General features: G+C 70.2%; 16 protein-coding genes and 2 tRNA genes. 10 read left to right on the top strand and 8 right to left on the bottom strand.

Going from position 1 to position 16,268, the window contains the following annotated elements; genetic code table 11:
• The first annotated feature begins 9 nt into the window (after positions 1-9).
• Both ABZ915_RS11130 and ABZ915_RS11125 read left to right on the top strand, forming a co-directional pair.
• Positions 10-1,110, top strand: a complete 1,101-nt coding sequence (locus ABZ915_RS11130) for a Glu/Leu/Phe/Val dehydrogenase dimerization domain-containing protein (RefSeq protein WP_361799288.1) — start codon at positions 10-12, stop codon at positions 1,108-1,110.
• A gap of 273 nt (positions 1,111-1,383) precedes the next feature.
• Positions 1,384-1,635 (top strand): DUF3073 domain-containing protein, encoded by a 252-nt coding sequence (locus tag ABZ915_RS11125; RefSeq protein ID WP_361799285.1) that lies wholly within the window; start codon positions 1,384-1,386, stop codon positions 1,633-1,635.
• A gap of 85 nt (positions 1,636-1,720) precedes the next feature.
• On the opposite strand, the gene purM is transcribed toward ABZ915_RS11125, so the two are convergent.
• From purM to ABZ915_RS11100, 5 genes are all read right to left on the bottom strand, one after another.
• Positions 1,721-2,803, bottom strand: a complete 1,083-nt coding sequence (purM, locus tag ABZ915_RS11120; protein WP_361799282.1) for a phosphoribosylformylglycinamidine cyclo-ligase — start codon at positions 2,801-2,803, stop codon at positions 1,721-1,723.
• A gap of 33 nt (positions 2,804-2,836) precedes the next feature.
• Positions 2,837-4,366 (bottom strand): amidophosphoribosyltransferase, encoded by a 1,530-nt coding sequence (gene purF, locus ABZ915_RS11115; RefSeq protein WP_361799279.1) that lies wholly within the window; start codon positions 4,364-4,366, stop codon positions 2,837-2,839.
• Between the two features lie 201 nt (positions 4,367-4,567).
• Positions 4,568-5,026, bottom strand: a complete 459-nt coding sequence (locus ABZ915_RS11110; protein WP_361799276.1) for an META domain-containing protein — start codon at positions 5,024-5,026, stop codon at positions 4,568-4,570.
• Positions 5,027-5,148: 122 nt separating this feature from the next.
• Complete coding sequence (locus ABZ915_RS11105) at positions 5,149-5,946, bottom strand: sterol carrier family protein (RefSeq protein ID WP_361799273.1); 798 nt, start codon at positions 5,944-5,946, stop codon at positions 5,149-5,151.
• Positions 5,947-5,956: 10 nt separating this feature from the next.
• Positions 5,957-6,598, bottom strand: coding sequence for a helix-turn-helix domain-containing protein (locus ABZ915_RS11100; protein ID WP_361799270.1), 642 nt, complete (start codon positions 6,596-6,598; stop codon positions 5,957-5,959).
• A gap of 96 nt (positions 6,599-6,694) precedes the next feature.
• Here ABZ915_RS11100 and ABZ915_RS11095 point away from each other — a divergent pair, with 96 nt between their 5' ends.
• On the top strand, positions 6,695-8,161 hold the full coding sequence (locus ABZ915_RS11095) for an MFS transporter (RefSeq protein ID WP_361799267.1): 1,467 nt from the start codon (positions 6,695-6,697) through the stop codon (positions 8,159-8,161).
• A gap of 61 nt (positions 8,162-8,222) precedes the next feature.
• Here ABZ915_RS11095 and purL read toward each other — a convergent pair whose 3' ends face one another.
• Genes purL through purS form a run of 3 tightly spaced genes read right to left on the bottom strand, consistent with a single transcriptional unit; the run spans position 8,223 to position 11,442 of the window.
• A complete protein-coding gene (purL, locus tag ABZ915_RS11090) occupies positions 8,223-10,481 on the bottom strand; it encodes a phosphoribosylformylglycinamidine synthase subunit PurL (protein WP_361799264.1) in 2,259 nt (752 codons plus the stop codon).
• Positions 10,478-11,182 carry a phosphoribosylformylglycinamidine synthase subunit PurQ gene (purQ, locus tag ABZ915_RS11085; RefSeq protein ID WP_361799261.1) on the bottom strand — a complete coding sequence of 235 codons (705 nt, stop codon included), beginning with the start codon at positions 11,180-11,182 and terminating at the stop codon, positions 10,478-10,480. Before purQ ends, purL begins: the two co-directional genes overlap by 4 nt.
• Positions 11,179-11,442: a phosphoribosylformylglycinamidine synthase subunit PurS gene (gene purS / locus ABZ915_RS11080; protein ID WP_266517159.1), complete on the bottom strand. Its 264-nt coding sequence runs from the start codon at positions 11,440-11,442 to the stop codon at positions 11,179-11,181. Before purS ends, purQ begins: the two co-directional genes overlap by 4 nt.
• Before the next feature lie 342 nt (positions 11,443-11,784).
• Here purS and ABZ915_RS11075 point away from each other — a divergent pair, with 342 nt between their 5' ends.
• The 7 genes from ABZ915_RS11075 to ABZ915_RS11045 all read left to right on the top strand — a co-directional run bounded on the left by ABZ915_RS11075 (position 11,785) and on the right by ABZ915_RS11045 (position 16,266).
• Positions 11,785-12,102, top strand: coding sequence for an Lsr2 family protein (locus tag ABZ915_RS11075; protein ID WP_361799258.1), 318 nt, complete (start codon positions 11,785-11,787; stop codon positions 12,100-12,102).
• A gap of 170 nt (positions 12,103-12,272) precedes the next feature.
• Positions 12,273-12,344: transfer RNA gene (locus ABZ915_RS11070), tRNA-Gly, on the top strand.
• Between the two features lie 80 nt (positions 12,345-12,424).
• A tRNA-Gly gene (locus ABZ915_RS11065) sits at positions 12,425-12,500 on the top strand.
• Positions 12,501-12,663: 163 nt separating this feature from the next.
• Positions 12,664-13,629, top strand: a complete 966-nt coding sequence (locus ABZ915_RS11060) for an ABC transporter ATP-binding protein (RefSeq protein ID WP_361799533.1) — start codon at positions 12,664-12,666, stop codon at positions 13,627-13,629.
• Positions 13,626-14,405: an ABC transporter permease gene (locus ABZ915_RS11055; protein WP_361799255.1), complete on the top strand. Its 780-nt coding sequence runs from the start codon at positions 13,626-13,628 to the stop codon at positions 14,403-14,405. The genes ABZ915_RS11060 and ABZ915_RS11055 overlap by 4 nt, the downstream gene beginning before the upstream one ends.
• 17 nt (positions 14,406-14,422) lie before the next feature.
• The gene (locus ABZ915_RS11050; RefSeq protein ID WP_361799252.1) at positions 14,423-15,655 is read left to right on the top strand and encodes a histidine kinase; all 1,233 of its coding nucleotides are present in this window, start codon (positions 14,423-14,425) and stop codon (positions 15,653-15,655) included.
• Positions 15,652-16,266 (top strand): response regulator transcription factor, encoded by a 615-nt coding sequence (locus ABZ915_RS11045; RefSeq protein ID WP_361799249.1) that lies wholly within the window; start codon positions 15,652-15,654, stop codon positions 16,264-16,266. The genes ABZ915_RS11050 and ABZ915_RS11045 overlap by 4 nt, the downstream gene beginning before the upstream one ends.
• Positions 16,267-16,268 lie beyond the last annotated feature (2 nt).

The raw sequence follows: 16,268 nt of genomic DNA, 5'->3' as shown, positions 1-16,268 counted from the left end.
GTCACCACAGTGACCGACGTAACCGGCGCACCTGCTGATGTACTGCACACCCTGTTCCACTCGGACCAGGGCGGTCATGAGCAAGTCGTGCTCTGTCAGGACCGCGCCAGCGGACTCAAGGCCGTCATCGCCATCCACTCCACCGCCCTGGGCCCCGCGCTCGGCGGTACGCGCTTCTACCCGTACGCGACCGAGGCGGAGGCCGTCGCCGACGCCCTCAACCTCGCGCGCGGGATGTCGTACAAGAACGCCATGGCCGGTCTCGACCACGGCGGCGGCAAGGCCGTGATCATCGGCGATCCCGAGCTGCACAAGACCGAGGAGCTGCTGCTCGCCTACGGTCGGTTCGTGGCCTCGCTCGGCGGGCGGTACGTCACCGCCTGCGACGTCGGCACGTACGTCGCCGACATGGACGTCGTGGCGCGCGAGTGCCGCTGGACGACGGGCCGCTCCCCGGAGAACGGCGGGGCCGGCGACTCCTCCGTACTCACCGCCTTCGGCGTCTACCAGGGCATGCGGGCCTCCGCCCAGCACCTGTGGGGAGACCCCTCGCTGCGCGGCCGCAGGGTCGGCATCGCGGGCGTCGGCAAGGTCGGGCACCACCTGGTGCGGCACCTGCGGGACGAGGGCGCCGAGGTCGTGATCACGGACGTGCGCGCGGACGCCGTACGGCGCGTCCTCGACCAGTACGCCGAGGGCGTCACGGCCGTCGCGGACACGCAGGCGCTGATCCGCGTGGAGGGCCTCGACATCTACGCCCCCTGCGCGCTCGGCGGGGCGCTGAACGACGACACCGTGCCGGCGCTGACCGCCCGGGTGGTGTGCGGCGCCGCCAACAACCAGCTCGCCCACCCGGGCGTGGAGAAGGACCTCGCCGACCGCGGGATCCTCTACGCGCCGGACTACGTGGTGAACGCCGGCGGGGTCATCCAGGTGGCCGACGAGCTGCACGGGTTCGACTTCGACCGGTGCAAGGCGAAGGCGGCGAAGATCTTCGACACCACGCTGGCCATATTCGCACGTGCGAAGGAAGACGGTATTCCGCCGGCCGCCGCGGCCGACCGGATCGCCGAGCAGCGGATGGCCGAGGGCAGGGCTTCGCACAGCTGAGCGGTACCCGTCGGCGGGAACTTGGAGAGAACTCTCACTTCCGTCGGCGGGTCGCCCCCGGATAAGTGGTTAAAATCGCCACTGACCAGCAAGGACAGGGCAACTCCAAGCTCCTGTGCACACGCGCGTGCTGCGGGCGACGTACCGTATGGGCGCGGGCTCAGGTACCGTGGAAGCCCTACGGACCGGCCTCTCTGCGGAGGGTCCGTTCCGGATCATGAACGCGTGTCAGACTCTGGGGCCATCGAGCCCCGTCACCGAGGGGGTCGAGCCATGGGGCGCGGCCGGGCCAAGGCCAAGCAGACAAAGGTCGCCCGCCAGCTGAAGTACAACAGCGGTGGGACTGATCTGTCACGTCTGGCCAATGAACTGGGCGCATCGACTTCGAACCAGCCGCCGAACGGCGAGCCGTTCGAGGACGATGAGGATGACGAGGACGATCTTTATTCTCGGTACGCCGACCTCTATGAGGACGACGACGAGGATGAGGACGAAGGTCCTTCTCAACACCGTCGCGGCGCTTGACCTTGTACTGAGCACTCACCCGGTCGGTGACTCCGGTCACCGACCGGGTTCTGTGCTACCCGCAGGTCCAGGGCTCGTGGCGCCTTCAGTGTGAGTACGTCCCGACCAGTTCGGCACCGGTGGTGTGCTCGCCCCGGTCCGTGATCTCGCCCGCCACCCAGGCCTCGACCCCGCGGTCGGCCAGTGTGTCGAGGGCGACGTCCGTCGACTCCCCGGGGACGATCGCCATCATGCCGACGCCCATGTTGAGGGTCTTCTCCAGCTCCAGGCGCTCGACGCTGCCGGTCCTGCCGACGAGGTCGAAGACCGGGCCCGGCGTCCAGGTGGAACGGTCGACGGTCGCGTGCAGTGTGTCCGGGATCACCCGGGCCAGGTTGGCGGCCAGCCCGCCGCCGGTGATGTGGCTGAAGGCGTGCACCTCGGCGGTGCGGGTGAGGGCCAGGCAGTCCAGGGAGTAGATCTTCGTCGGCTCCAGCAGCTCCTCGCCCAGCGTGCGGCCGAACTCCTCGATCCGCGAGTCGAGCGAGAGACCCGCGGTCTTCAGCAGCACATGGCGGACCAGGGAGTACCCGTTCGAGTGAAGCCCGGAGGACGCCATGGCGATCACCGCGTCACCCTTACGGATGCGATCCGCGCCGAGCAGCCGGTCGGCCTCCACGACGCCCGTACCGGCGCCCGCGACGTCGAAGTCGTCCTCGCCCAGCAGACCCGGGTGCTCGGCCGTCTCGCCGCCCACCAGGGCGCAGCCGGCCAGGACACAGCCTTCCGCGATGCCCTTGACGATGGCGGCGACCCGCTCGGGGTGCACCTTGCCGACGCAGATGTAGTCGGTCATGAACAGCGGCTCGGCACCGCACACGACGATGTCGTCCATGACCATGGCGACCAGGTCGTGGCCGATGCTGTCGTACACGCCCAGCTGCCGGGCGATGTCGACCTTGGTACCGACGCCGTCCGTGGCGGAGGCGAGCAGCGGGCGCTCGTAGCGCTTGAGGGCGGAGGCGTCGAAGAGCCCGGCGAAGCCGCCGAGGCCGCCGAGGACCTCGGGGCGCCGGGTCTTCTTGACCCATTCCTTCATGAGTTCCACCGCGCGGTCGCCCGCCTCGATGTCGACGCCCGCGCTCGCGTAGCTGGCGCCGCCCACGGCATTACTGGTCTCGGAAGACATGACCTTGAGAACTTTCGTGTCGTACGACGGGGCTTACGGGCGACGGATCGCGTCGGCGGCAGCCGTGGCCGCCGGACCGGCCGCCAGCTCGGTCTCCAGCAGCTGCTTGCCGAGCAGCTCGGGGTCCGGGAGCTCCATCGGGTACTCGCCGTCGAAGCAGGCGCGGCACAGGTTCGGCTTGGCGATGGTGGTCGCCTCGATCATGCCGTCGATGGAGATGTACGCCAGCGAGTCGGCGCCCAGCGAGGTGCCGATCTCGTCGGTGGTCATGCCGTTGGCGATGAGCTCCGCGCGGGTGGCGAAGTCGATGCCGAAGAAGCAGGGCCACTTCACGGGCGGCGAGGAGATCCGGATGTGGACCTCGGCGGCGCCCGCCTCGCGGAGCATCCGGACCAGGGCACGCTGGGTGTTGCCGCGCACGATGGAGTCGTCGACGACCACCAGGCGCTTGCCCTTGATGACTTCCTTCAGCGGGTTCAGCTTCAGCCGGATGCCCAGCTGGCGGATGGTCTGCGAGGGCTGGATGAAGGTCCGGCCGACGTAGGCGTTCTTCACCAGGCCGCTGCCGAAGGGGATGCCGGACGCCTCGGCGTAGCCGATGGCCGCCGGGGTGCCGGATTCCGGGGTCGCTATGACCAGATCTGCGTCGGCAGGGGCTTCCTTCGCCAGCCGGCGGCCCATCTCGACGCGCGAGAGGTAGACGTTCCGGCCGGCGATGTCGGTGTCCGGGCGGGCCAGGTACACGTACTCGAAGACACAGCCCTTGGGCTTCGCTTCCGCGAACCGGGAGGTGCGCAGGCCGTTCTCGTCGATGGCGACGAACTCGCCCGGCTCGATCTCCCGGACGAAGCTGGCGCCGCAGATGTCGAGCGCGGCGGACTCGGAGGCGACGACCCAGCCGCGCTCCAGGCGGCCGAGGACCAGCGGGCGGATGCCCTGCGGGTCGCGGGCGGCGTAGAGGGTGTGCTCGTCCATGAAGACGAGGGAGAAGGCGCCGCGCACCTTCGGCAGGACCGTGTGTGCGGCTTCCTCGATGGTCAGCGGCTTGCCGTCGTCATCGACCTGGGCCGCGAGGAGCGCGGTGAGCAGGTCGGTGTCGTTGGTGGCCGCGACCCGCGTGGACCGCCCGTTGGTGTCCTTGGGCAGGTCGGCGACCATCTCGGCGAGCTGCGCCGTGTTGACCAGGTTGCCGTTGTGGCCGAGCGCGATGGAGCCGTGCGCGGTGGCCCGGAACGTCGGCTGGGCGTTCTCCCACACGGAGGCGCCAGTGGTCGAGTAGCGGGCGTGTCCGACCGCGATGTGACCCTGGAGCGAACCGAGCGAGGTCTCGTCGAAGACCTGGGAGACAAGGCCCATGTCCTTGAAGACGAGGATCTGGGAGCCGTTGCTGACCGCGATTCCCGCGGATTCCTGACCCCGGTGCTGGAGGGCGTAGAGCCCGAAGTACGTGAGCTTTGCGACCTCTTCACCCGGAGCCCAGACACCGAAGACGCCACACGCGTCCTGGGGGCCCTTCTCACCGGGGAGCAGATCGTGATTGAGTCGACCGTCACCACGTGGCACGCTCCCGAGTGTAGGCGAGATCGACCACTGGTCCGAATTGGGGATACGTACCCGTAACCGGGCAGGCGGTGTGGATCACCTTGGATCTTTCTACGTCCTCCCTGGTCAGAGCATTGCGCCCCCGAACGGCTCGACTGCCGTGCATGCGCTGAGGGGCCGTCGCCGGGCTCTCGTGGCCATCCATGAGTGAGTTGTCGCACATCATTCGGGTGTGCCACGGGTGAGGTGCACGCGGTCACCGTGACCGTTGGTGACGGTGAGCTTCCCGTCGTCGGTCCTGGCGGTGAGGGTCTGGCCGGCGAGTACGCGGGTGAGCATGCGCTCGAAGGTCATACGGGGGCGGTCGCAGGCCATCCGGGTGGTGAGGAGGTCGCCGAAGGTGATCCGGTCGCCGTGGACGCTGGCCCTTGCGCTGAACTGGTTGCAGCCGAGGTTGCCGGCCGCCTTGCCGCTCTCGTCGACGCGGAGGCGGGCGGAGGCGGGGGCACGGTGGGTGGTGCCGGCGGCGGAGACGCTGTCGACGTGCCAGTCGACGCCGGTGACCGGTTCCCGGACCGCCACCGAGCCGCTGCCGGCCCGCTCGCTGCCACAGGCCACCGCGAGGGGGACGAAGGCGGCGGCCGCGGTCCGGATGATGCGCTGCTTCCTGATCCGGTTCATGACGATTCGACGGGATTCGCACCCGCCCGGTTCCGCGCGGCGCCGGCCAACACGGTCCCGGTCACGACGGTCCCGGTCACGACGGTCCCGGTCACGACGGTCCCGGTCACGACGGTCCCGGGTCACGACATCAGCGGCAGCAGCTCACCGAGGTCCGCCCGCTCCCCGCTCGCGCTGACCCGGGCCTCCGCCAGGGCGTCCTTCCAGGCCAGCCGGCCGGTGGCGAGCCGGATCCAGGTCAGCGGGTCGGTCTCGACGACGTTGGGCGGGGTGCCCCGGGTGTGCCGGGGCCCTTCGACGCACTGCACGACGGCGTACGGCGGGACGCGCACCTCGGTGGAGCCGCCGGGGGCCTTCACGGCGAGCGCGTCGGCGAGGAGCCGGGTGGTGGCGGCGAGCGCCTGACGCTCGTACGGCACCTCCAGGCCGGGCACGGCGGCGTTCAGGTCGTCCGTGTGGACGACGAGTTCGACGGCGCGGGTGACGAGGTAGTCGGCGAGCGGCAGGGCGCCCGCGTTGGTGGCGAGCAGCCGGGTCCCGGGGTGTTCGGCGAGGAGGGTGCGGAGGCTGTCCTCGACGTCGGCGAGGTAGGCCTCCAGGTCGGGGTGCTGCCCGGCGACCCGCCGGGTGAACTCGTCGATGGCCGAGGAGTTGGCGGAGGTCGCGAACGGCCAGTCGAGCGGGGCGGCGTCCTGCTTCGCCGGCTCCGGCAGGCCGAGGGAGCGCTCGACGGCCGTGAGTGCCATCCCCATGTGCGCGACCAGTTCCCGTACGGTCCATCCGCCGAGCCGGGTGGGGAGCGCGAGTTGCTCGGGCGTGAGCCCGCGGACGGCTTCCTGTACGTGGGCAAGCTGCCCGAGGACCGCCGAGCGGATCTTGACGGGGTCGTACGTCCGGGTGCGCTTCTTGGCCGTGGGCATGACGGGGAGCCTATTGCTTCACGGCGTAGCCGCTCAGGCCGTTTTCGATCAGGCCGAAGGCCTGCCGGACGCGTTCGGCGGCGTCGGCGGCGACCTGGTCGGGGCTCTCGCCCTCGGCGACACGGCGGTGGTGCTCCTCGACGAGGGCGTTGCGGGCGGCGCTGAGGGTGGCGGCGGCGATGGTGGCGCACATCAGGTCGCCGGTCTCGGCGGCCAGCAGGTCGGCCAGCTCCCGGGTGCCCTTCTGGGAGGCGACGAAGGCGCGTTCCATCAGGACCGGGGTCTCCACGACGAGCCGACGGACCTGACGGGCGAAGGGCTCGGGGTTCAGCCCGACCGAGGGGTCGCGGCCGGCGACCATCTCCAGGAACTGCCGGCGCACGGCCTCCACCGCGGACTCACCGGGCTTCCGCTCGCGGACCGCGCGGGCCGCGTCGCCGAAGTGCTCCTCCATGGGCCGGAAGATCAGGTCTTCCTTGGTGCCGAAGTAGTTGAAGACGGTCATCTTCGAGACCTCGGCGGCATCGGCGACCTCCTGCACGGAGACGTTGTCGAATCCCCGTTCGATGAACAGCTCGATCGCCACGCGGTAGATCCGCCGAGCCGTCTGCATCTTCTTCCGGTCGCGCAGCCCCATCGCCTGGTCAGCCATGACGCCATTGTACCAAGCCGAAATTTAGGCCTGGATGAAATTTAATCCTAGATAAAACATTGACCGAGTACACGAACATCGGGCATGGTGCTGTCCATGACCGGAACCCAGCGCAAGATCGGCATGCTCGTCTGCCTCGTCACGATCGTCCTGGCCGTCCTGGACATGCAGATCGTGTCCGCGGCCACCGTCCCGATCGTCCGGGACCTCGACCCCCACCACGGCATCGACAGAATTCCCTGGCTGGTCAGCGCCTTCTCGCTGGCGTCGGCCGCGATGCTCCCGCTGTACGGCAGGCTGTGCGACGCGCTCGGCGCCAAGCGGGTGTTCCTCGGCGCCATCGGTACCTTCCTGCTCGGCTCGGCGCTGTGCGGAGCCGCCCGGTCCATCGGCCAGCTGATCGCGGCCCGGGCGGTGCAGGGCCTCGGCGCGGGCGGCCTGATGAGCGTGACGATGGTCGTGATGGCCCACCTCAAGGAGCCCGGCGCGAAGAAGGACGGCAAGGGCGCCGGGATGGGCGGGATCGTCGCCGGCGGCGGCATGGCGATCGGGCCCTGGATCGGCGGAGTGCTCTCCGACCACGCGAGCTGGCGCTGGATCTTCTACGTCAACCTGCCGCTCGGCCTCGCCGTCCTGACCGTCGGCGCGCTCGTGCTGAAACTGCCCCGGCACACGCGCAGCCGCTCGATCGACTTCCCCGGCGCCGCCCTCGCCGCCGCCTTCTCCACCGCGCTGCTGCTGGTCACCGAGTGGGGCGGCAAGCAGCACGCCTGGTCCTCACCCCAGATCCTCGGCCTCGCCCTCGCCGCCACGGCCGCGCTCGGCCTGTTCCTGCGGCGCCAGGTCACGGCCGCCGAGCCGATCCTGCCGCTGTCCATGTTCCGCGTGCCGGAGCTGCGCTGGGGCTTCGCCATCCAGGGGCTGGTCGGCGCGGGCATGGCCGGGGCGATGTACTACGTGCTGGTCTACCTCCAGGTCGCGCGCGGCATCGCGAGCTCCGCGGCCGGGCTCTACCTGCTGCCCATGGCGGCCGGCATGGGGATCGTCGGCGTGGTCGTCGGCAGGCTCACCGAACGCGGCCGGCCCGAGCGGACCTTCGTCATCGGCGGCGCGGCCGTCACCGCGGTCGCCTTCCTCCTGCTGTCCACGACCGGCACCGGCACGTCCCTGTGGGCGATCCGCGCCGAACTCCTCCTCTTCGGCATCGGCTTCGGCCAGCTCATCGGCCAGCTCATCCAGCTGGTCCAGGACGCGGCTCCCCGACACCAGCTGGGCGTCGCCACTACCGGCGTCCGCTTCTTCCAGACCCTCGGCACCGCCCTCGGCGCCGCCCTCTTCGGCACCCTCCTCACCCGCCTCTACGACGGCCCCGGCGACATCGGCGCCCTGGCCTCGCTGCGGGGTCCGGCACGTGCGGCGGGCGTGTCGGCGTACGTCGACGCGATGGACGCGGTGTTCCTGTGCGGGGCGGGCGTGATGGGCGTGTGCGTGGCGCTGGCACTGCTGCTGCCGAAGCACCGGCCGGCCCAGGCGGAGCCGGTGCGGGAGGCCGTGGCGGCGTGAGCGGGCACGAGCGAAGGCCCCGCCCGGAATCCCGGACGGGGCCTTCACCTGCCTACGACGACTACTTGAGCAGCGCCGGAATGGTCTCCTCGTGGACCTTCCGCAACTCCTCCAGGCCGAGCTCGAACTCGCCCTGGACGTCCACCGAGTCACCGTCGACGACACCGACGCGGGTGGCCGGCAGGCCCCGCGCGCCGCACATGTCGTTGAAGCGGACCTCCTCCGAACGCGGCACGGCGACGATCGCGCGGCCCGCGGACTCGGAGAAGAGGAAGGTGAAGGCGTCCAGGCCGTCGGGGACGACCAGACGGGCGCCCGTGCCGCCGAGGAGCGCCGACTCCACGACCGCCTGGATCAGACCGCCGTCGGACAGGTCGTGCGCGGAGTCGATCATGCCGTCGCGGGAGGCGGAGATCAGGATCTCGGCCAGCAGCCGCTCGCGCTCCAGGTCGACCTTCGGGGGCAGGCCGCCGAGGTGGTCGTGGATCACCTGGGACCAGGCGGAGCCGCTGAACTCCTCACGCGTGTCGCCGAGGAGGTAGAGCAGCTGGCCCTCCTCCTGGAAGGCGACCGGCGTGCGGCGCGCGACGTCGTCGATGACGCCGAGGACGGCCACGACCGGGGTCGGGTGGATGGCGGCCTCGCCCGTCTGGTTGTAGAGGGAGACGTTGCCGCCGGTCACCGGGGTGCCCAGCTGCTGACAGGCGTCCGCCAGACCGCGCACGGCCTCCGCGAACTGCCACATCACCGCCGGGTCCTCGGGTGAGCCGAAGTTCAGGCAGTCGGAGACGGCGAGCGGCTTGGCGCCGGTCGTCGCCACGTTCCGGTAGGCCTCCGCGAGGGCCAGCTGCGCGCCGGTGTACGGGTCGAGCTTGGCGTACCGGCCGTTGCCGTCGGTCGCGATCGCCACGCCGAGGCCGGTCTCCTCGTCGATGCGGATCATGCCGGAGTCCTCGGGCTGGGCGAGGACGGTGTTGCCCTGCACGAAGTGGTCGTACTGCGAGGTGATCCACTTCTTGGAGGCCTGGTTCGGCGACCCGACCAGCTTGAGGACCTGGTCCTTCAGCTCCTCGGAGGTCGCCGGCCGCGCCAGCTTGTTCGCGTCGTCGGCCTGGAGCTCGTCCTGCCAGGACGGGCGGGCGTACGGGCGCTCGTAGACGGGGCCCTCGTGCGCGACCGTGCGCGGGTCGACGTCGACGATCTTGCCGCCGTGCCAGTAGATCTCGAGGCGGTCGCCGTCGGTCACCTCGCCGATGACGGTGGCGATGACGTCCCACTTCTCGCAGATCTCCAGGAACCGGTCGACCTTCTCCGGCTCCACCACCGCGCACATGCGTTCCTGCGACTCGCTCATGAGGATTTCCTCGGGCGAGAGCGTGGAGTCACGCAGGGGGACGTCGTCCAGCGTCACGCGCATGCCGCCGGAGCCGTTGGAGGCGAGCTCGGACGTGGCACAGGACAGGCCGGCCGCGCCGAGGTCCTGGATGCCGACGACCAGCTTCTCCTTGAAGGCCTCCAGGGTGCACTCGATGAGGAGCTTCTCCTGGAAGGGGTCGCCGACCTGGACGGCAGGGCGCTTGGAGGGCTTCGCGTCGTCGAAGGTCTCGGACGCCAGGATCGACGCGCCGCCGATGCCGTCGCCGCCGGTCCGGGCCCCGTACAGGATGACCTTGTTGCCGGCGCCGGACGCCTTCGCGAGGTGGATGTCCTCGTGCCGCATCACACCGATGGCACCGGCGTTGACCAGCGGGTTGCCCTGGTAGCAGGCGTCGAAGACGACCTCGCCGCCGATGTTGGGCAGGCCCAGGCAGTTGCCGTAGCCGCCGATGCCCGCGACGACACCGGGCAGGACGCGCTTGGTGTCCGGGTGGTCGGCCGCGCCGAAGCGCAGCGGGTCGACCACGGCGACCGGGCGGGCTCCCATCGCGATGATGTCGCGGACGATGCCGCCGACACCCGTGGCCGCGCCCTGGTAGGGCTCGACGTAGGACGGGTGGTTGTGCGACTCGACCTTGAAGGTGACCGCGTAGCCCTGGCCGACGTCGACGACGCCGGCGTTCTCGCCGATGCCGACGAGGAGGGCGTCGGACTCCGGGGCCTTCTCGCCGAACTGGCGGAGGTGGACCTTGGAGGACTTGTACGAGCAGTGCTCGGACCACATGACGGAGTACATCGCGAGTTCCGCACCCGTGGGCCGGCGGCCCAGGATCTCCACGACCCGCTCGTACTCGTCCTTCTTCAGGCCGAGTTCGGCCCAGGGCAGCTCGACGTCGGGGGTCGCGGCCGCGTGCTCGACCGTGTCCAGAGGCGTCCGGCTCATGCGTTGACCAGCTTCTTGAGGATCGAGGTGAAGAAGGGGAGACCGTCGGTACGGCCGGACCCGATGAGGGGCTCGACGGCGTGCTCCGGGTGCGGCATCAGCCCCACGACGTTCCCGGCCTCGTTGCTGATGCCGGCGATGTCCCGGAGCGAACCGTTCGGATTGCCGTATCCATCAGCGGCTTCGCCGCGGACCATGTACCGGAAGGTGACCCGGCCCTCGGCCTCCAGCTTGTCGAGCGTGTACTCGTCGGCGACGTACCGGCCGTCCATGTTCTTCAGCGGAATGTGGATCTCCTGGCCCGCGCGGTAGTCGCTGGTCCAGGAGGTCTCCGCGTTCTCCACCCGCAGCTTCTGGTCGCGGCAGATGAAGTGGAGGTGGTCGTTGCCGAGCATCGCGCCCGGGAGCAGGTGGGCCTCGGTGAGGATCTGGAAGCCGTTGCAGATGCCGAGGACCGGCAGGCCGGCCTTCGCCTGTTCGATGAGGGGCTCCATCACCGGCGAGAAACGGGCGATGGCACCGGCGCGCAGATAGTCGCCGTAGGAGAAACCTCCGCACAGCACCACGGCGTCGACCTGCTTGAGGTCCTTGTCCTTGTGCCAGAGGGCGACCGGTTCGGCACCCGCGAGACGGATCGCCCGCTGGGTGTCCCGGTCATCGAGGCTTCCCGGGAAAGTGACGACGCCAATACGAGCGGTCACTTCGTGGCCTCCGCGACTTCCTCCACCTTGACGGTGAAGTCCTCGATCACGGTGTTGGCGAGGAAGGATTCGGCAAGATCGTGAATGCGGGCGAGCGCGGCCTCGTCGACCGGCCCGTCAACTTCCAGTTCGAATCGCTTTCCCTGACGTACGTCGGAGATGCCTTCGAAACCCAGTCGCGGCAGTGCGCGCTGCACCGCCTGGCCCTGGGGGTCGAGGATCTCCGGCTTGAGCATGACGTCGACTACGACGCGTGCCACTGGCACTCCCGGTGTGTGGTGCTGAGCAGGTTCCTTCAGACTACCCGCACAAAATTTCTACGCGGGTAGAGTTGTAGGAACCTACGTGAGGGCCATCACGATCCGGTGTCGGACGGCGACCAGCGCGAAAAATTCTGGGAAAGTTCCGGGATCGATCCACGGCCTCTATTGCGCTCGGACACGCGGACGGATTTAGTCGGGCTTCACTTTGCAATGCCGGGCACTGTACAAATGAATTGGCAATAGTCGATACTTTGCCCAATAACAGGCGGACAGTCGACATCTTCCGGGCGTCTTGGCACGTCATCACCGGCGAGGTGTCGCACGAAGGGACCGATATTCGTGGCGCAGAAGGTCGTGGTCACTCTCTTTGACGACATCGACGGCTCGGAAGCGGCGGAAACGATCGCCTTCGGACTCGACGGCAAGTCGTACGAGATCGACCTGAACCAGGGCAATGCCAAGAAACTGCGTAAGGCTCTTGAGCCCTACGTGACGGCCGGCCGCAAGCGGTCGAAGTCGGGCAAGGCGTACCGCCAGACGGAGGTCGCCCCCGACCCCGCGGCGGTCCGCGCCTGGGCGCAGGCGAACAAGATGGACGTGCCCGCGCGCGGCCGCATCCCCAAGAAGGTCTACGAGGCGTTCAGCGCGGCACAGTGACGCCCGCGAGGGGTGAGCTCCCAGGGCCCGTCAGCGGACCCTGGGAGCAGCCGAGTTGCGCGGGAGGCGGCCCCCGGGAGCAGCCGACTTGCGCAACCCCCCTGCTGATCAGCTAATGTCTGGAGCACGCCGAGGGGCAAGGCCGAAAAGCCGGAGCCCACGGAGTACATGCGGGTGTAGTTCAGTAGTAGAACATCCCCCTTCCAGGGGGAAGGCGCAGTGTGCAATTCCTGTCACCCGCTCTGCACCGCCGGTCCTGATCAGCTTGTGGATCAGGTAGGCTGGTGCTCGCACCGATCGGTGGGAGCCGGTCGGGGGCAGTGCGGACGTAGCTCAGTTGGTAGAGCGCAACCTTGCCAAGGTTGAGGTCGCGAGTTCGAGCCTCGTCGTCCGCTCCAGAGAAGCCCCGGTCATCACGACCGGGGTTTTTTCGTATGCCGCGAACCTGCCACGAACACGGACCCGGCGCCGTCTGACATTTGTCATGCCGAGTGATGACACCGCGCACTGCTGCCCGGCCCCGGCCGCCCGGACGCTGAATCCATGGACCAGAGGGGACACATGGACAGCACGGACAGCGCGGACGGCACACACAGCGACGAATACGAGCGCGTGATCGAGGTCACCGACCTCCGGCGCGTGTACGGGGGCGGGTTCGAGGCGGTGCGCGGAATCAGCTTCTCCGTGGCCCGCGGGGAGGTTTTCGCGCTGCTCGGCACCAACGGCGCGGGCAAGACCTCGACGGTCGAACTCCTGGAGGGGCTCGCGGCACCGGCCGGGGGCCGGGTGCGGGTGCTCGGCCACGATCCCTACCTGGAGCGGGCCGCCGTACGCCCGCGCACCGGAGTGATGCTCCAGGAGGGCGGCTTCCCCTCCGAACTGACGGTCGCCGAGACCGCGCGGATGTGGGCGGGGTGCACGAGCGGGGCCCGGCCCGAGGGAGAGGCACTGGGCCTGGTGGGGCTGGCCGGGAAGGCCGGGGTGCGGGTGAAGCAGCTGTCCGGGGGTGAACGGCGGCGGCTGGACCTCGCGCTGGCCCTGCTCGGCGAACCGGAAGTCCTGTTCCTGGACGAGCCGACGACCGGCCTGGACGTCGAAGGGCGCCGCGACACCTGGGAGTTGGTGCGGGCGCTGCGCGACAGCGGCACCACCGTGCTGCTGACCACCCACTACCTGGAGGAGGCCGAGGGCCTCGCCGACCGGCTCGCGATCCTGCACGAGGGGCGCGTCGCGGTCGCCGGGACACCCGCCGAGGTGACCGCCGGCCGGCCTTCGCGGATCTCCTTCGACCTGCCCGAGGGCTACTTCCTCGGGGACCTGCCCCCGCTCGCCGAGCTGGGGGTGTGCGGACACGAGGTGACCGGCAGGGCCGTACGGCTGCGCACGCGTGAACTCCAGCGCACCGCGACCGGACTGCTGGTGTGGGCCGAGCGGGCCGGAGTGGAACTGCGCCGACTGGACGTGCGGTCGGCCTCGCTGGAGGAAGCGTTCCTGGGGATCGCGCGGGAGCAGGAGGCGATGGCATGAGCACCCTGGCCCTCACTCCCGTCGCCCGGCGGCTGCGTGCCCTGGCCCGCGCCGAACTCGCCCTGCTCGGCCGCAACCGCGGGGCGGTGACCACCGCGCTGCTCGTGCCGCTCGCGGTGCCGTTCTGCGTGCGGCCGGCGATCGACCAGATGGACCTGAAGGCCGAGGGGCTGACCGTCGGTGCGGTGATGCTGACCTCCGCGGTCGGCTTCTCCTTCCTCTTCTCCGTGTACACCTCCCTGGTGAGCGCGTTCGTCGCCCGCCGCGAGGAACTCGTCCTCAAACGGCTGCGCACCGGCGAACTCGGCGACGCCGAGATCCTCACCGGCACCGCCCTGCCCGCGGTCGGCCTCGGCCTCACCCAGTCGCTGCTGCTGGCCGCGGCCTGCACGGCGCTCCTGGACACCGGGGCGCCCAAGGCGCCGTATCTGACCGTCCTGGGGCTGCTGCTGGGCCTGGTGCTGTCCGCCGCGCTCGCGGCCCTCACCGCCTCCCTCACCAGGACCGCCGAGAGCGCCCAGGTGACCGCGCTGCCGCTGGTGCTCGTCTCCATGATGGGCTCGGGCATCGCGATCCCGGCGGAGATCATGCCCGACCGCCTCGCCTCCGTCTGCGAACTCCTCCCGCTGTCCCCGGCGATCCGGCTGGTCCGCGCCGGCTGGACCGGCGAGCTGAGCGCGTACGAGGCGCTGGGCGCCCTGGCGACCGCGCTGGCCTGGACCCTCGTGGCGGTGTTTGCTGTACGGCGGTGGTTCCGCTGGGAACCGCGGCGGTGACGTACGGGGGGCAGGGCATGAGGGACACGGGCAGGCCCGCCGGCTGGTGGCGGCGCAAGAGCACACCGGAGAAGGTCGAGACGTACACCCGGTGGTCGTTCCACTTCTTCGCGCTGGTCGAGGTCACCGTGGTCGGACTGCCCGTCTTCAGCCAGACGGGACCGCGGCTCGCGACCGTGCTGCTGCTGATGGTGTGCGGACACGCCACCGCGGCGGCCGTGACCGCGTCGCGGGCGCTGGACTGGACGCGGGGGCGGCGCGAACAGCCCCTGCGCACGCTGTGGATGCTCGCTGCCGTCACCGCGGTGGCCGCCGTCACCGCGATCGGGGTCGCCGAGCGCGGCCCGAAGGGCGACGGCGTCGACACCGCTGCGGACACGATCTTCGGAATCGTCCTGGTCTTCGGTGCCGGCACCATCGCGCTGGGCGTGCGAAACCGAAGGCGTGTGTTCGCGATCGTGGCGGGCTTCTCCGCGGGCGCCTCCGTGGCCTTCCCCATGGGCATGCCCGGCGCCGACACCCTGGTCACGATGGTGATGGTGCTGCTCGGCGCCGGCTTCCTCGCCTTCACCTCGATCTTCTCCATCTGGCTGCTCGACGCCGTCTACGAACTCGACGCCGCCCGCGAGACCAGGGCCCGGCTCGCCGTCGCCGAGGAGCGGTTGCGGTTCGGGCGGGATCTGCACGACGTGCTGGGGCGGAACCTGTCCGTCATCTCGCTGAAGAGCGAACTGGCCGTGCAACTGGCCCGGCGCGGGCGGCCGGAGGCGGTGGAGCAGATGATCGAGGTGCAGCGCATCGCGCAGGAGTCCCAACGGGAGGTGCGGGAGGTCGTACGGGGCTACCGGGAGGCCGATCTCGGCGTGGAACTCCTTGGCGCCCAGGGTGTGTTGGCGGCGGCCGGGATCGACTGCGAGATCACCGGGAACGCCGACGGGCTGCCCCCCGACGTGCAGTCCGCGCTCGGCTGGGTGGTGCGGGAGGCGACGACGAACGTGCTGCGGCACGGGGACGCGGGGCGGTGCGCGGTGGGGCTGCGGGTACGGGAGGGGTCTGTGGTGCTGACGGTCGAGAACGACGGGGTCGCCGGTCCCGGCGGGAGCGGCGGCTCGGGCCTCGCCGGGCTGCGGGAACGGCTGGCGGCGGTCGACGGGACGCTGGAGGCGGGGCCCGTCGGGGCGGACGGGTTCAGGTTGGTCGCAGAGGTGCCCCTGGCGCGTGTGACCGGTGTGAGTGAGGTCGCGTCATGAGTACTCCGGTACGCCTGTTGCTCGCCGACGACGAGCATCTGATCCGGGGCGCGCTGGCCGCGCTGCTCGCGCTGGAGGACGACCTCCTGGTCGTCGCGGAGGCGGCCACCGGCCCGGAGGCGCTGGCGATGGCGCGGGCCCACGCACCCGATGTGGCGGTCCTGGACCTCCAGATGCCGGGCGCCGACGGTGTGAAGGTCGCCACAGCCCTGCGCGCCGAACTGCCCGGCTGCCAGGTGCTGATCGTCACCGGTCACGGGCGGCCCGGACATCTGAAAAGGGCCCTTGCGGCGGGTGTGCGCGGATTCGTACCCAAGACGGTCAGCGCGCAGCGGCTCGCGGAGATCATCCGTACCGTGCACGCCGGGAACCGTTACGTCGACCCGGAGTTGGCCGCCGACGCGATCTCCGCCGGGGACTCGCCGCTGACCGCGCGGGAGGCGGAGGTGCTGGAGCTGGCCGCCGACGGGGCGCCGGTCGCGGAGATCGCCGAGCGTGCCGCGCTGTCGCCGGGGACCGTGCGGAACTACCTCTCCTCGGCCGCGACCAAGCTGGGGGCGGAGAACCGGCACACGGCTGTCCGTCTCGCCCGGGAGCGAGGTTGGGTATAGTT

This window comes from Streptomyces sp. NPDC046915, assembly GCF_040644935.1.
Taxonomy (GTDB): domain Bacteria; phylum Actinomycetota; class Actinomycetes; order Streptomycetales; family Streptomycetaceae; genus Streptomyces.
Note: the sequence above shows the minus strand (reverse complement) of the source record. Positions and strands in the feature narration are given on the sequence as shown.

Bases quoted from the DNA above. Each gene is read 5' to 3' on its own strand.
- ABZ915_RS11125 (WP_361799285.1), top strand. From the start codon at position 1,384: ATGGGGCGCGGCCGGGCCAAGGCCAAGCAGACAAAGGTCGCCCGCCAG.
- purM (WP_361799282.1), bottom strand. From the start codon at position 2,803: ATGTCTTCCGAGACCAGTAATGCCGTGGGCGGCGCCAGCTACGCGAGC.
- ABZ915_RS11110 (WP_361799276.1), bottom strand. From the start codon at position 5,026: ATGAACCGGATCAGGAAGCAGCGCATCATCCGGACCGCGGCCGCCGCC.
- ABZ915_RS11105 (WP_361799273.1), bottom strand. From the start codon at position 5,946: ATGCCCACGGCCAAGAAGCGCACCCGGACGTACGACCCCGTCAAGATC.
- ABZ915_RS11100 (WP_361799270.1), bottom strand. From the start codon at position 6,598: ATGGCTGACCAGGCGATGGGGCTGCGCGACCGGAAGAAGATGCAGACG.
- ABZ915_RS11095 (WP_361799267.1), top strand. From the start codon at position 6,695: ATGACCGGAACCCAGCGCAAGATCGGCATGCTCGTCTGCCTCGTCACG.
- purL (WP_361799264.1), bottom strand. From the start codon at position 10,481: ATGAGCCGGACGCCTCTGGACACGGTCGAGCACGCGGCCGCGACCCCC.
- ABZ915_RS11060 (WP_361799533.1), top strand. From the start codon at position 12,664: ATGGACAGCACGGACAGCGCGGACGGCACACACAGCGACGAATACGAG.
- ABZ915_RS11055 (WP_361799255.1), top strand. From the start codon at position 13,626: ATGAGCACCCTGGCCCTCACTCCCGTCGCCCGGCGGCTGCGTGCCCTG.
- ABZ915_RS11050 (WP_361799252.1), top strand. From the start codon at position 14,423: ATGAGGGACACGGGCAGGCCCGCCGGCTGGTGGCGGCGCAAGAGCACA.
- ABZ915_RS11045 (WP_361799249.1), top strand. From the start codon at position 15,652: ATGAGTACTCCGGTACGCCTGTTGCTCGCCGACGACGAGCATCTGATC.